Origin of the sequence: Kribbella sp. NPDC051137, assembly GCF_040682535.1 — a bacterium.
GTDB lineage: Bacteria > Actinomycetota > Actinomycetes > Propionibacteriales > Kribbellaceae > Kribbella > Kribbella karoonensis.
Window position 1 is genome coordinate 331,460 of record NZ_JBFBBI010000002.1, and the last position, 12,447, is coordinate 343,906.

The 12,447-nt window shown below is 70.3% G+C and carries 11 protein-coding genes; 5 read left to right on the top strand and 6 right to left on the bottom strand.

From position 1 onward, the window contains the following. Positions 1 to 6: 6 nt before the first annotated feature. Together AB0M51_RS08975 and AB0M51_RS08980 are read left to right on the top strand one after the other, a co-directional pair. The gene (locus AB0M51_RS08975; RefSeq protein WP_344188317.1) at positions 7 to 1,170 is read left to right on the top strand and encodes a threonine synthase; all 1,164 of its coding nucleotides are present in this window, start codon (positions 7 to 9) and stop codon (positions 1,168 to 1,170) included. A gap of 104 nt (positions 1,171 to 1,274) precedes the next feature. Further along, positions 1,275 to 2,123: a hypothetical protein gene (locus tag AB0M51_RS08980; protein ID WP_344188316.1), complete on the top strand. Its 849-nt coding sequence runs from the start codon at positions 1,275 to 1,277 to the stop codon at positions 2,121 to 2,123. A 3-nt stretch (positions 2,124 to 2,126) separates the two neighbouring features. On the opposite strand, the gene AB0M51_RS08985 is transcribed toward AB0M51_RS08980, so the two are convergent. Continuing rightward, entirely contained in the window at positions 2,127 to 4,115 is a 1,989-nt protein-coding gene (locus AB0M51_RS08985; protein ID WP_344188315.1) for an alpha-1,4-glucan--maltose-1-phosphate maltosyltransferase, read from the bottom strand. Positions 4,116 to 4,302: 187 nt separating this feature from the next. Between AB0M51_RS08985 and glgP the strand changes: the two genes are divergently transcribed. Beyond that, positions 4,303 to 6,897 carry an alpha-glucan family phosphorylase gene (glgP, locus tag AB0M51_RS08990; protein WP_344188314.1) on the top strand — a complete coding sequence of 865 codons (2,595 nt, stop codon included), beginning with the start codon at positions 4,303 to 4,305 and terminating at the stop codon, positions 6,895 to 6,897. Positions 6,898 to 7,034: 137 nt separating this feature from the next. On the opposite strand, the gene AB0M51_RS08995 is transcribed toward glgP, so the two are convergent. Next, positions 7,035 to 8,408, bottom strand: a complete 1,374-nt coding sequence (locus AB0M51_RS08995; RefSeq protein WP_363748705.1) for an MFS transporter — start codon at positions 8,406 to 8,408, stop codon at positions 7,035 to 7,037. Between the two features lie 38 nt (positions 8,409 to 8,446). Between AB0M51_RS08995 and AB0M51_RS09000 the strand changes: the two genes are divergently transcribed. Further along, positions 8,447 to 9,031 carry a TetR/AcrR family transcriptional regulator gene (locus tag AB0M51_RS09000; RefSeq protein ID WP_363748707.1) on the top strand — a complete coding sequence of 195 codons (585 nt, stop codon included), beginning with the start codon at positions 8,447 to 8,449 and terminating at the stop codon, positions 9,029 to 9,031. On the opposite strand, the gene AB0M51_RS09005 is transcribed toward AB0M51_RS09000, so the two are convergent. From AB0M51_RS09005 to AB0M51_RS09020, 4 genes are all read right to left on the bottom strand, one after another. Next, positions 9,021 to 9,899, bottom strand: a complete 879-nt coding sequence (locus AB0M51_RS09005; RefSeq protein ID WP_344188313.1) for a transglutaminase-like domain-containing protein — start codon at positions 9,897 to 9,899, stop codon at positions 9,021 to 9,023. The genes AB0M51_RS09000 and AB0M51_RS09005 overlap by 11 nt on opposite strands. Then, positions 9,899 to 10,723 carry a MerR family transcriptional regulator gene (locus tag AB0M51_RS09010; protein WP_344188312.1) on the bottom strand — a complete coding sequence of 275 codons (825 nt, stop codon included), beginning with the start codon at positions 10,721 to 10,723 and terminating at the stop codon, positions 9,899 to 9,901. Before AB0M51_RS09010 ends, AB0M51_RS09005 begins: the two co-directional genes overlap by 1 nt. 75 nt (positions 10,724 to 10,798) lie before the next feature. After that, positions 10,799 to 11,380 carry a hypothetical protein gene (locus AB0M51_RS09015; RefSeq protein WP_344188311.1) on the bottom strand — a complete coding sequence of 194 codons (582 nt, stop codon included), beginning with the start codon at positions 11,378 to 11,380 and terminating at the stop codon, positions 10,799 to 10,801. A 102-nt stretch (positions 11,381 to 11,482) separates the two neighbouring features. After that, complete coding sequence (locus AB0M51_RS09020) at positions 11,483 to 11,881, bottom strand: hypothetical protein (protein WP_344188310.1); 399 nt, start codon at positions 11,879 to 11,881, stop codon at positions 11,483 to 11,485. Between the two features lie 55 nt (positions 11,882 to 11,936). Here AB0M51_RS09020 and AB0M51_RS09025 point away from each other — a divergent pair, with 55 nt between their 5' ends. After that, a complete protein-coding gene (locus tag AB0M51_RS09025) occupies positions 11,937 to 12,371 on the top strand; it encodes a PadR family transcriptional regulator (protein WP_344188309.1) in 435 nt (144 codons plus the stop codon). Positions 12,372 to 12,447: the final 76 nt, after the last annotated feature.

Sequence of the window (12,447 nt, forward strand, 5' to 3'; positions counted from 1 at the left end):
CCTGGCGTGACCTCACCTGCTTCGTTCTCTGCGCTCAGCCATCTCGAATGCCCGCGGTGCGGGGCGACCCATGACGCCGACCAGATCATCGGGCTCTGCCCGTGCGGATCGCCGCTGCTCGCGCGGTACGGCGTACCGGAGCTGAAGAAGGAGGATCTGGCCGCGCGGGCGCCGGACCTCTGGCGGTACCACGAGCTGCTGCCGGTGCGGTCGCCCGAGAACGTGGTGACGCTCGGGGAGGGGATGACGCCGCTGTTGCCGTTGCCGCGGTACGGCGCCGCGCTCGGCGTGGAGCGGCTGCTGATGAAGGACGAGGGGCTGATCCCGACCGGTACGTTCAAGGCGCGCGGTGCCGCGGTCGGGGTGTCGCGGGCGTACGAGGTCGGCGTCCGGAAGATCGCGATGCCGACCAACGGGAACGCCGGCTCCGCGTGGGCCGCGTACGCCGCCCGGGCCGGGATGGAGGCGCTGATCGCGATGCCGATCGCGGCGCCGGAGATCTGCCGCCGCGAGGTGACCGTGGTCGGCGCGCGGCTGCAGCTGATCGACGGGCTGATCGGCGACGCGGCCGCGTACGTGCGCGAGCAGCCCGGGTACTTCGACGCCTCGACGCTGAAGGAGCCGTACCGGATCGAGGGCAAGAAGACGATGGGCCTGGAGATCGCCGAGCAGCTGAACTGGCAACTGCCGGACGTGATCGTCTACCCGACCGGCGGCGGCGTCGGCATCATCGGCATCTGGAAGGCCCTGAACGAACTCCGCGACCTCGGCTGGATCGACGGCCCGCTCCCGCGACTCGTCGCCGTCCAGTCCACCGGGTGCGCGCCGATCGTCCGCGCCTGGGAGAAGGGTCTCCCCGCGAGCGAACCCTGGCCGGACGCCAAGACCGTTGCCTTCGGCATCACAGTGCCCAAGGCACTCGGCGACTTCCTCGTGCTGCAGGCGATCGCGGAAACCGGCGGCTGCGCGGTCGCCGTGGACGACGCGGACCTGCTGGCCGAGCAACACGAGGTCGCCCGCCTGGAAGGCACCTTCATCTGCCCGGAAGGCGCCGCCAACTTCGCCGCGATCCGCACACTCCGCGAGTCCGGCTGGATCAGGCCCGACGACCAGGTGGTCGCCCTGAACACCGGCGCCGGCCTCAAGTATCCGGAGACCGTCCCGCTGTGACGTCGGACGGGCCTTGTACGCAGGACCTTCGGCTCGGGACGGTCGCCGGACGGCTCTGACGGCGGCCGGGGCGGAGCAGGAGCCTGGGCGTGGAGGTTCGGATGATGACTGCACGCGGAGTCGGATGGGGACTGATGGCGCTGGCCGTCGGGTTGGCGGCGAACGCCGTCCTCGGGCCGTTGGCGACCGGGACGATTGCCTACCGGTACGGATCGCCGATGGTCGGGCAGGGGATCGCGGTCGACGCGGTCGCCTTGTTCCTCGTGGCGCCGGCCGCCGTGCTGGCCGCCGTACTGACGCTCCGTGGCCAGGTGGCCGGGCCGGTGCTCGGGACGGGACCCGCGGCATTCGCCGTGTACATGGTTCCGCAGTACGTGATCGGACCGGAGTACGGGCGGCTGCCGGGGAACAACGAACGGTTCCTGCCGTTCCACCTGGCGCTCTTCGTGCTTGCGGCCGTGTTGCTGGTGGCGTCGCTGGCCCGGCGTGAGGCGCTGCCGCCCGACGACCGGCGCAGTGATCGCCGGCGGGCCTGGATCCTGTTCGGCGTCGCGGCGTTCGTCCTGATCAGGTGGTTGCCCGGTCTGGCTGCGCTGGTGTCGGCGTCGACGCCGGACGCGGCGTACACGGACAACCCGACGGCCTATCTCGTGATCGCCCTTCTCGACCTCGGCCTGGTCGTCCCCGCCTGTGTCGCGGTCGCGTTCGCACTCCGGCGGGGCGCTGCGTGGGCCCGCCGTTCGGCGTACGCCCTGATCGGCTGGTTCGCGACCGTGCCGGTGTCGGTCGCCGCGATGGCCGTCACCGCGGTCGTCCGCGAGGATCCGCAGGCCGACCGCGGTGGCGCGATCGGCCTGGTCGCCGTGGCGCTCGCGTTCCTGGTCGTCGCGGTACTGCTGTACCGGCCCCTGCTCACCCGGAGGACCGAGGAGAGGGTGCCGGTCGCAGCGTGAGGATCAGGCCTGGCCGCGGCGGACGGCGAGGATGTGGGCGGGCTCGGCGTTGGGGTCGAGTTTGACGTAGTTCTGCTGGCCCCAGCGCCAGGTGGCGCCGCTGATCTCGTCGTAGACGGTGAAGGTGTCCTCGGGGCGCATGCCGAGGGCGGCCATGTCGAGGTGGACCATCGACTCGCGGACCGCGTGCGGGTCGGTGTTGACGACGACGATGACGGTGTCGCTGTGGCCGTCAGGGGAGGTCGAGCGCTTCGAGTAGCACATGATCGCCTCGTCCTCGACCGAGTGCAGCGTCAGGTTGCGAAGCTGCTGCAGCGACGGGTGCCGGCGGCGGATGTTGTTCAGCAGCGTCAGGTACGGCGCCAGCGAACGACCCTCGGCCTCCGCTGTCTCCCAGTCCCGCGGGCGGAGCTGGAACTTCTCGGTGTCCAGGTACTCCTCCGACCCGGGCCGCAGCGCGACGTGCTCGAACAGCTCGTACCCGGCGTAGACGCCCCAGGTCGGCGACGACGTCGACGCGATCGCGGCGCGGATCTTGAACGCGCCCGGTCCGCCGTACTGCAGGTACGCGGTCAGGATGTCCGGCGTGTTCACGAAGAAGTTCGGCCGCAGGAAGTGGCCGGTCTCCTGGGTGAGCTCGGTGAGGTACTCCTCGAGCTCCCACTTCTCGTTGCGCCAGGTGAAGTACGTGTACGACTGGTGGAACCCGACCTTCGCCAGTTCCTGCATCATCGGCCGCCGGGTGAACGCCTCGGACAGGAACACCACGTCCGGGTCGGTCTTGCGGATCTCGCCGAGCAGGTACTCCCAGAAGTTCACCGGCTTGGTGTGCGGGTTGTCGACCCGGAACACCGTGACGCCCTTGGAGATCCACAGCTTCACGATCCGCAGTACTTCGGCGTAGATGCCTTCGGGGTCGTTGTCGAAGTTGATCGGGTAGATGTCCTGGTACTTCTTCGGCGGGTTCTCGGCGTACGCGATCGAGCCGTCGGCGCGGACCGAGAACCACTTCGGGTGCTCCTTGACCCACGGATGGTCCGGCGACGCCTGCAGCGCCAGGTCGATCGCGACCTCCAGGCCGACCTCGCGGGCCCGGCCGACGAAGTACTCGAAGTCCTCGAACGTGCCCAGCTCCGGGTGGATCGCGTCGTGGCCGCCGTCCTCGGAGCCGATCGCCCACGGCGAGCCCGGGTCGCCCGGCTTCGGGTCGAGGGTGTTGTTCGGGCCCTTGCGGAACGAGTGCCCGATCGGGTGGATCGGCGGCACGTAGAGGATGTCGAAGCCCATCTTCGCGACCGCCTCGAGCCGGTCGGCCGCGGTCCGGAAGGTGCCGGACTTCCACGTCTCGGTGGCTTCGTCGTACTTCGCGCCCTCGGACCGCGGGAAGAACTCGTACCAGCTGCCGTAGAGCGCGCGGGTCCGGTCGACCCACACCGGGTACGTCTCCGACGAGGTGATCAGCTCGCGCACCGGGTATCGCCCGAGCGCGGCCCGTACCTGCGGGGAGATCCCCGCGGCGAGCCGCGCCTCCGGCGGCAGCGCGCCGTTCGCCAGCGCGTGCGCCGCGTCGCTCAGCGTCGACCGGTCCGCCCGGACGGCGGGCGGTACGCCGGCGGCCGCCCGGTCGAAGAAGGCCGCGCCCTCGGCGAACATCAGGTCGACGTCGAGGCCGGCCGGCACCTTGATCTCGGCGTTGTGCCGCCAGGTCCCGTACGGGTCGCTCCAGCCCTCGACCGCGAACGTCCAGGCGCCCTGCTCCTGCAGGGTCACGTCGACGGTCCACCGGTCGGTGCCCGGCGCGCCAGGGGTCATCAGCATCCGTCTGGTCTGTCCCGACGGCGAGGTCAGGACGACGTTCGCGTTCACCGCGTCGTGTCCCTCGCGGAACACGGTGGCCGCGATCGTGAACGTCTCGCCGACCGCGGCCTTGGCCGGATACGCTCCGGCGTCGACGGTCGGGGTGACATCGGTGATCGGGATGCGCCCAGTCATGGCGTAGACGAACCTTCGCTTTCCGTGGTGCTGCGGATTCGGCGGATGGGACGTAGTAGCTGTAACACTGACCGTATCGGTTCCCACCCTCGCCGCGTGACATGCAGAGCTGCAAAATCTTGCTCGCGTTGCAAGATCGATGCATCCCGAGGGTGTCTTACGCGCGATCGCCCGGTACGGTGTCCCGGTGCGAGCGATACGACGATTCTCCGTCCGCCCTGTCCTGCCCGAGCCGCTGACCGGCCTGGGCACCCTGGTGAACAACCTCCGCTGGGCCTGGCACCCGGAGACGCAGGACGTCTTCGAGGCCGTCGACCCGCAGCTGTGGCGGAGCACCGGCGGTGACCCGGTCAAGCTGCTCGGTGAGGTCCCGGCGGCCCGGCTCGACGAGCTGGCCAACGACCATGCCTTCCTGCGCCGGCTGGAACTGGCCGTAGCCGACCTGGACGGCTACGTGACCGAGGACCGCTGGTTCCAGACCGCGGGCGGCTCGCCGCTCGACGCGGTCGCGTACTTCTCGCCGGAGTTCGGCATCACCCACGTGCTGCCGCAGTACTCCGGCGGTCTCGGCATCCTGGCCGGCGACCACCTGAAGGCGGCCAGCGACCTCGGCGTACCGCTGATCGGTGTCGGACTGCTGTACCGGCACGGGTACTTCGCCCAGTCGCTGAACCGTGAGGGCTGGCAGCAGGAGCGTTACCCCCTGGTGGATCCGGACGGGTTGCCGATCAGCCTGCTCCGCGACGGTGACGCCCCGGCCACCATCACGCTGAGCCTGCCCGGCAACCGCGAGCTGCACGCGCAGATCTGGGTCGCGCAGGTCGGCCGGGTGCCGCTGCTGATGCTCGACTCCGACATCGAGGAGAACGAGCCGTCCGAGCGCGAGGTGACCGACCGGCTGTACGGCGGTTCCACCGAGCACCGGCTGCTCCAGGAGCTGCTGCTCGGCGTCGGCGGTGTCCGCGCGGTCCGCACGTACTGCCGGATCACCGGCCACCCGGCGCCGGAGGTGTTCCACACCAACGAGGGCCACGCCGGTTTCCTCGGCGTCGAGCGGATCCGCGAGCTGGCCGCCGAGAAGGACCTGGACTTCGACACCGCGCTCGAGGTCAACCGCGGCGGCACCGTGTTCACCACGCACACGCCGGTCCCGGCCGGTATCGACCGGTTCCCGGTCGAGCTGATCCAGCAGCACTTCTCCGCCGACGTGTTCGGCCCGGAGGTCCCGATCGAGCGGATCCTCGAGCTCGGTGCCGAGGACTTCGAGGGCGGCGACCCAGCGCTGTTCAACATGGCGATCATGGGCCTGCGGCTGGCCCAGCGCGCGAACGGTGTCTCGAAGCTGCACGGTGTGGTCAGCCGCGGGATGTTCGCCGGGCTGTGGCCGAGCTTCGACCCGGTCGACGTGCCGATCACCTCGATCACCAACGGCGTGCACGCGCCGACCTGGGTGGCGCGCGAGGTGCACGACCTGACGTACGCGAACTACACCGCCGACGGCGACTCGGTGTTCGAGGGCCTGGACAAGACCACGGACGCGCAGATCTGGGAGACCAAGCGGCTGCTCCGGCAGCGGTTCATCGACGACACCCGGTCGCGGGTGCGGCAGTCCTGGCTGAACCGCGGCGCCAGCGAGGCCGAGCTCGGCTGGGTCGACTCGATCCTGGACCCGGACGTGCTGACGATGGGCTTCGCCCGGCGGGTTCCGTCGTACAAGCGGCTGACGCTGATGCTGCGCGACCCGGAGCGGCTCAAGTCGCTGCTGCTGCACCCGGAGCGCCCGGTGCAGATCGTGATCGCCGGCAAGGCGCACCCGCACGACGAGGGCGGCAAGAAGCTCATCCAGGAGATGGTCCGCTTCGCCGACGACCCGGAGGTGCGGCACCGGATCGTGTTCGTGCCGGACTACGACATCGCGCTGGCGCAGCCGATGTACCCGGGCTGCGACGTCTGGCTGAACAACCCGCTGCGTCCGTACGAGGCGTGCGGCACGTCCGGGATGAAGGCGGCGCTGAACGGTGCGCTGAACCTCTCGATCCGCGACGGCTGGTGGGACGAGTGGTACGACGACGAGTTCGGCTGGGCGATCCCGTCCGCCGAAGGGATCGAGGACACCGAGCGCCGCGACGACCTCGAGGCGCACGCGCTCTACGACATCATCGAGAAGCAGGTCGCGCCGCGGTTCTACGACGGCGAGGTCCCGGGCCGCTGGATCGAGATGCTCCGGCACACGATCAAGGAGCTCGGGCCCAAGGTCCTCGCCACCCGGATGGTCCGGGACTACGTCGAGCAGCTGTACGTGCCGGCCGCGCAGTCCTCGCGTGCGTTGAACTCGACGTACGACGGTGCGCGTGAGCTGGCCGCCTGGAAGCACAAGGTCCGCGCGGCCTGGCCGGAGATCAGGGTCGACCACGTGGAGCTCCAGGGGCTCGGCGACGTACCGCAGCTCGGTACGACCGTCGGGATCCGGGCGTTCGCGGCTCTCGGTGGGCTCGAGCCGTCGGACATCTGCGTCGAGGTGCTGCACGGCCGCGTCGACGCGAACGACGAGATCACCGACCCGGTCCGGACCACGCTGTCCCAGGCCCAGACGTACGAGGGCAACCGGTACCGGTACGAGGGTGAGCTGAAGCTCGACCGCACCGGCCCGTTCGGCTACACCGTCCGCGTCGTCCCGAACCACAAGGGCCTCGCCTCCGCCGCCGAGCTCGGCCTCGCCGCCGGCCCGTCGGACCCCGAGGACCCGAGCACCCCCGACCTCCCCGCCGGCTCGGAGTTCTGAGCCCCACCTGAAAAAGACACGCCCCCGCCTGCCTCACCAGGCGGGGGCGTTTTCACGCGCCCGCGTGACCGCGAACAAGCCCTGGGGTCAGACGACACGCAATTGCATGTCACGCGACCCCGGCGGGTGTTGTGCGATCAGCCGCGTCGGCCGCGGACGATGCCGTACGTGACCAAGGCGGCGGCCAGGGTGGTGAGGGTCAGGGATGCGGTGGTGGTGGCGGTGTGGAACTGGGTGGCTTGGTGGGCCGTCCAGTTCGGGGTGGTGATGGGGCCGGTGAAGAGCGCGGCGAGGATGGTGCCGGTGAGAGCGATGCCGGTGGCGGAGGTGACCTCGGTGGCGGTGTCGGTGAGGGCGGCGCCGATGGTGGTGCGGTTGGGCGGGAGGCCGCGGAGGACGTTGACGCCGGCGACCACCCCGACGACACGCATGCCGGCCGCGACCAGGACCAGCGCGATCGCGACCCACAGGTAGCCGTAGCGGCTCAGCGCGCCGTACACCGCGAGGCCGACGACAACGAACGCCGCGCTGATCCAGGCGGCCCGCGACAGCCCGGCGCGTTCGACGAACGGGCGGATCAGGGCGCCCCCGGCGACGAGGACGACGACCTGGGGGAGCAGGCCGACCGCCGCGAGCGCGGGCGTCCAGCCCCAGTCGAGCTGCAGTTGCAGCGTCACGAGATACCCGAGCCCGGCCGTCGCCAAGCCGGCCGCGGCCTTGAAGGCCAGCCCGATGGAGACCAACGGATGCGCGAGCAGCCGCGGATCCAGGAGCGGGTACGTCGCCGTCCGCTCGCGCAGGTAGAACAGGATGCCTCCGGCAACAGCTGCTCCGGTGACAGTCCACGGGGTCCACGACCCGGCGCCCGCGTGGACGAACATCGTCGGCGCGACCAACGCCAGTACGATCGTCGCCGTACCGAGCACCGCACCGGCCACGTCCACCGGATCCCGGTGCAGTTCGGCCGGCAGATCCGCCGCGATGCCACGCCGTACGCCGATGATCGCCAGCACCGCGATCGGTACGTTGACCAGCAGCAGCACCTGCCACGGCGCGACCGCGAGCACGAACCCGCCGGCGGTCGGACCGACCGCGAGTCCGACCAGCCCGACCGTCGAGATCAGCGTCGTCGCCCGCACCCGCAGGCCGTCGTCCGCGAACAGCCGGAAGCTCAGCGCCATCGATCCGGGCGTCGTCATCGCGGCCGCGACACCCATCGCCACCCGTACGGCGATCAGCTCCCCGACCGTGCCGACGAAGGCGGTCGCGAGGCTGGCGACCGCGAGCAGCACGAGCCCGACGAGCATCACCCGGCGCCGCCCGAACCGGTCCGCGACCGTCCCGAACCCGAGCATCAGCCCGCCGAACACCACACCGTACGCGGCGGTGACCCACTGCAGCGCGGTCGTCGACGCGTGCAGTTCACGGCCGAGGGTGGGGAGCGCGACGTTCAGGATCGAGTTGTCGAGCATCTCGAACAGGAACACGGCGGACAGACCCGCCAACGCCACCCACGCCTCCCGCAGCGAGCGCGGGCCGGCTGCTACAGATGCCCAGAACCGCGGCCCGCGGCGGACCGCAGACGCGTGCGCGGATCTCGCAGATCGCCACCCAGTTGTTCCTGGAGCGCGGGTTCGACGCGGTGACGGTGGCGGAGGTCGCGCGCGAGGCGGGGGTGTCGAGCGTGACGGTCTTCAAGCACTTCCCGCGCAAGGAGGATCTGTTGCTCGACCGCGCCGACGACGCGGTCGAGGTGCTGCGTACGGCGGTCCGCGCGGACGGCGACGTACTGGCGTCCCTCCGCGCGGCGACGCTTCGCCTGGCCGATGAGCGGCACGCCCTGTCCGGGCTGAAGGACGCCTCGGTCCCGTTCTTCGCGACGGTGGCGGCGTCTCCGGCGCTGATCGCCCGCGCCCGCGAGATCGCCGACGACCTCCAGCGAACCCTCACCGAGGAACTCGCTGTTCCTGATGCGGGGCTGCTCGCGGCGTTCTACGTGAGTGGTTATGCGACAGTTCTGGTCGAGACGGCCCGCCGGCAGTTGGCGGGGGAGTCGCCGGACGACGTCGCCGACGACCACCGCGCCCGCGTCGAGGTGATCTTCGACCGGCTTCGCACCGGCTTCAGCGGCTGAGCTCCTGCCAGCCGAACGCCCCGCCCGACGCCGGTGACGTGACGAACGCGCGACCGGTGAACGTCAGTCCCGGATCCGTCCGATAGAGCTCCTCGGCCTCCTTCGCCGCCGCCTCGTCACCGTTGTCAGCGGCAACCATCAGTCGGGCGATCCGATCCGTCCCCTCGACGTCCGCACCGTCCAGCGTGTCCGACATGCTGCCCCAGTTGTCCCACAACAGCAGCTCGTCGCCGTTCAGGTGCGCCAGCTGATAGTGCACGTACGTACGAATGAACCACCCGCCGTGCAGCTTCAACGGCGCGTCCGGATTCGGATCCGCCCCGTACAGATCCCCGTCGAGCTCCCCGGCCCGATATCCCAGCCACACCTCGGCGGCGGACCGGAACGGCCCCTTCGGCATGTCCGCTACGTCGAACGTGAACCGCGGGTCCGCCGGATCCATCTCGGCGTCGATCATCACCCACCGGTCGCCGTTCCAGTACTCCGCGACCACGTGGTCGTTGTTGAACCCTTCGGTGAAGTAGCCCCCGAACCCGACCCGGCTGCGCGCCGGGATCCCCTTGTGCCGCAGGGCCGACACGAACAACAGGGTGTGGTCGCGGCAGCACCCGACGACCCGGTCGACCGGCTCCCGCGGCGCGGCGAGCGGCGTACCGTTGCGTCTCTGGTCGGTGTCCAGGATCGCCTCCACCCAACGACTGTCGATCTCGGCGAGCCGCTCGCCGGTGAACTCGATCCCGCCGCCGCGGTAGTGGATCACCAGGTCGCGCGTCACGGCCGCGATCCCGGGGATGTCGTCCGGCAGCGCGTCGAAGAGTCCGGCATGGATGCCCGGATCGCTCCACCGGGTCTGGATCGCGTAGTCCATCAGGGAGTCCTTTCGAGAACAGGCAGGGCGATGTCGACGGCCGGCTGGTCGCGGGGGAGCAGGTGGCAGTCCGGGAGGTACACCTCGCGCGGCGGACCGGCCTCGGGGAGACCGTGCGCGCGGACGTGGTCGAGGACGAGGTCGTACGCGAGCATGATCCGCGGGTACGCGCACTCGTCCATCGTGATCGTGCAGTACGCCTCGCGATGCGCGGGTTCGACCCGGATCGCGATCCGCCCGGCCGGGTCGACCAGCCCGTCGAACGGGACGCACACCTCGACCGTCGCCTCGCCCTCGGGGGTGACGGCGCCGTGGTAGATCACCCACGAGCCGGCGGTGGCGGTCGCGCCGGCGGCCCGCAGGTGCGTGAGGATCTCGTCGGTGCACGTCACGATCACTCCGATCAGCTGTTGCTGGTCGGTGTCCTCGCGGATGCTGGCGATCTTGGTGGCCGGTACGTCGCGGGAGTGCACCGGGCGCGGTGCGAGTCCCGGCGTACCGGAGCGGGCCAGCCGGTCGCGGAGGTACTGGAACGTCGCCCGCCGCGCGGCGGTGGTCGCCTCCTCGGCGGCCCACCAGCGGTCGAGCCGGATCATCGCGTCCTCGTCGGAGCCGGCGAGTACCTCGGCGATCGTGGTCAGCGGCATGTCCAGCTGCCGCAGCACGCTGATCCGGCGTGCCCGTTCGAGCTGCGCCTCGTCGTACCGCCGGTAGCCGTTGTCCGGATCGACCTCGGCCGGCGCCAGCAGGCCGGACACGTCGTACAGCCGCAAGGCCTTCAACGAAAGCCCCGCGCGGCGCCCGAACTCACTGATCGTCAGCACGCGCCCATCAAACCCTCTGCCCCTGGGGCAGAGTAAACCCCCGGCCGAGTTTCCGGCCGGGGGTTCTCGGTCAGCTCAGTTGGCGGTCACGCAGGTGACGAACGGCTGGACCGTGATCTCGCCCTTCGGGTCGTTGTTCGTCAGCGCGACGGTCCACGAGGACGCCGTCGAGACGCCGTCGGTCTCGGTGAGGTCGCTCGGGTAGGAGCCGTTCAGCAGTACGTCGGCAGCCGTGGTGCTGCCGGTGTCCCACTTGAGGCCGCCGCCGATCGCCTTCTTCCCCTCCGGGCAGGACAGCGTCACGGTGCTGAAGCCCTTCGGCACGGTCTTCTGCGGGCCGTCCACCGACAGGCCGGAAACACCGTCCTTGCCGGCCGCGCCGGTTGCGCCGGCGGGACCCTCGGGTCCGGCCGGGCCGGCCTCGCCGGTGCCGGCCTTGTTGAGCTTGTCCTTGACGGCGGGGGCAAGGTCCACCTCGGCCACCGAGTTGTCCACGATCTGCACGGACGCGACCGAGCGCGCGCACAGCGGGTAGGTGAGAGTCGCGCACCCGGTTCCGCCCGCGGCGTTCGCGGCGATCGCACCCGCCCCGATGACACCGACCGCCGCGATCGACGCGGCGACGAGCTTCTTCTTCTTGGTGTTGAACAGCCTCACAACTGCTTCCCTTCTGAAGCCCCCGGCACTCCCAGGTGGGCCGGGCGACGGGAGAAGCTATCAGGTCTGCACCGGTATCGACACCCTCTCAGCGCCCGAACTTCACGTGTTCTTGAACTCGGGGAACGGCCGTACGTCGGGTTCCACCCATCCCGTGCGCGCAGCCGCCGACGCCAACGTGCGCGAGTTGTAGAAGTGCGTCAGCAGCCGCTTGTCCAGCAACCCCGGATTCCGCCCGACCAACTCCTCGAAACTCTCACCCGGCACCTCACGCATGTGGTACGCCGTCAACTCGACCCACGCCCTGCTCACGGTCGCGTTGTACTTCTGCGGCACCCCGGCGTACCGGGCGGTCCGCTGGATGCCGGCGCTGATCAGGTCGACGGCGTCGGTCGTCCCATGACGCCGTACGGCGAGCCAGGTCAGCCGGACGTGCTCGCGGTGACCGAACCGTTCGGCGGTCGACATCACTTCGCTCATCAGTTCCTCGAACGTGCTCATCTCCTCACAGTCGGGACCCGCGCCGCTGCCCGCAACCTAGTTATCGGCCGGGGTTGTGAAAGTCCGTACGGCCGTCCTGATGCTGCTCGCCGAGGAGCCGATGCACGGTTACCAGCTGATGCAGGCGATCGCCGACCGCAGTGACGGGCGCTGGACCCCCAGCCCCGGCGCGATCTACCCGACCATCAACCAACTGGAGGACGAGGGCCTGGTCACCGTGACCGCGGAAGCCGGTCGCAAGCTCGTCACCCTCACCGACGCCGGACGCGAGTACGTCGAAGGCCGCAACGCCGACCCGTTCGCCGCGTTCGCGAGCGCGGCACCCGGGGCAGACCTGCGAGGCCTGCTCGAGGAAGTGCACTCGGCGACCCGGCAGGTCGCGCGCAGCGGCTCGGAGGGGCAGCGTACGGCGGCCGCCAAGATCCTGGCCGACGCCCGCCGCTCGCTCTACCTGCTGCTCGCCGACGCTCCCGCGGATCCCGAGGTCTGAGATCTGGCTCACCCCGGGGAACGTCCCGGCCGAACCACTCCTCTTCCGGGTTGTCAGCCACAACTCGAGGAGGGTT

Bases quoted from the DNA above. Each gene is read 5' to 3' on its own strand.
- AB0M51_RS08980 (WP_344188316.1), top strand. From the start codon at position 1,275: ATGACTGCACGCGGAGTCGGATGGGGACTGATGGCGCTGGCCGTCGGG.
- AB0M51_RS08985 (WP_344188315.1), bottom strand. From the start codon at position 4,115: ATGACTGGGCGCATCCCGATCACCGATGTCACCCCGACCGTCGACGCC.
- AB0M51_RS09000 (WP_363748707.1), top strand. From the start codon at position 8,447: ATGCCCAGAACCGCGGCCCGCGGCGGACCGCAGACGCGTGCGCGGATC.
- AB0M51_RS09005 (WP_344188313.1), bottom strand. From the start codon at position 9,899: ATGGACTACGCGATCCAGACCCGGTGGAGCGATCCGGGCATCCATGCC.
- AB0M51_RS09020 (WP_344188310.1), bottom strand. From the start codon at position 11,881: ATGAGCACGTTCGAGGAACTGATGAGCGAAGTGATGTCGACCGCCGAA.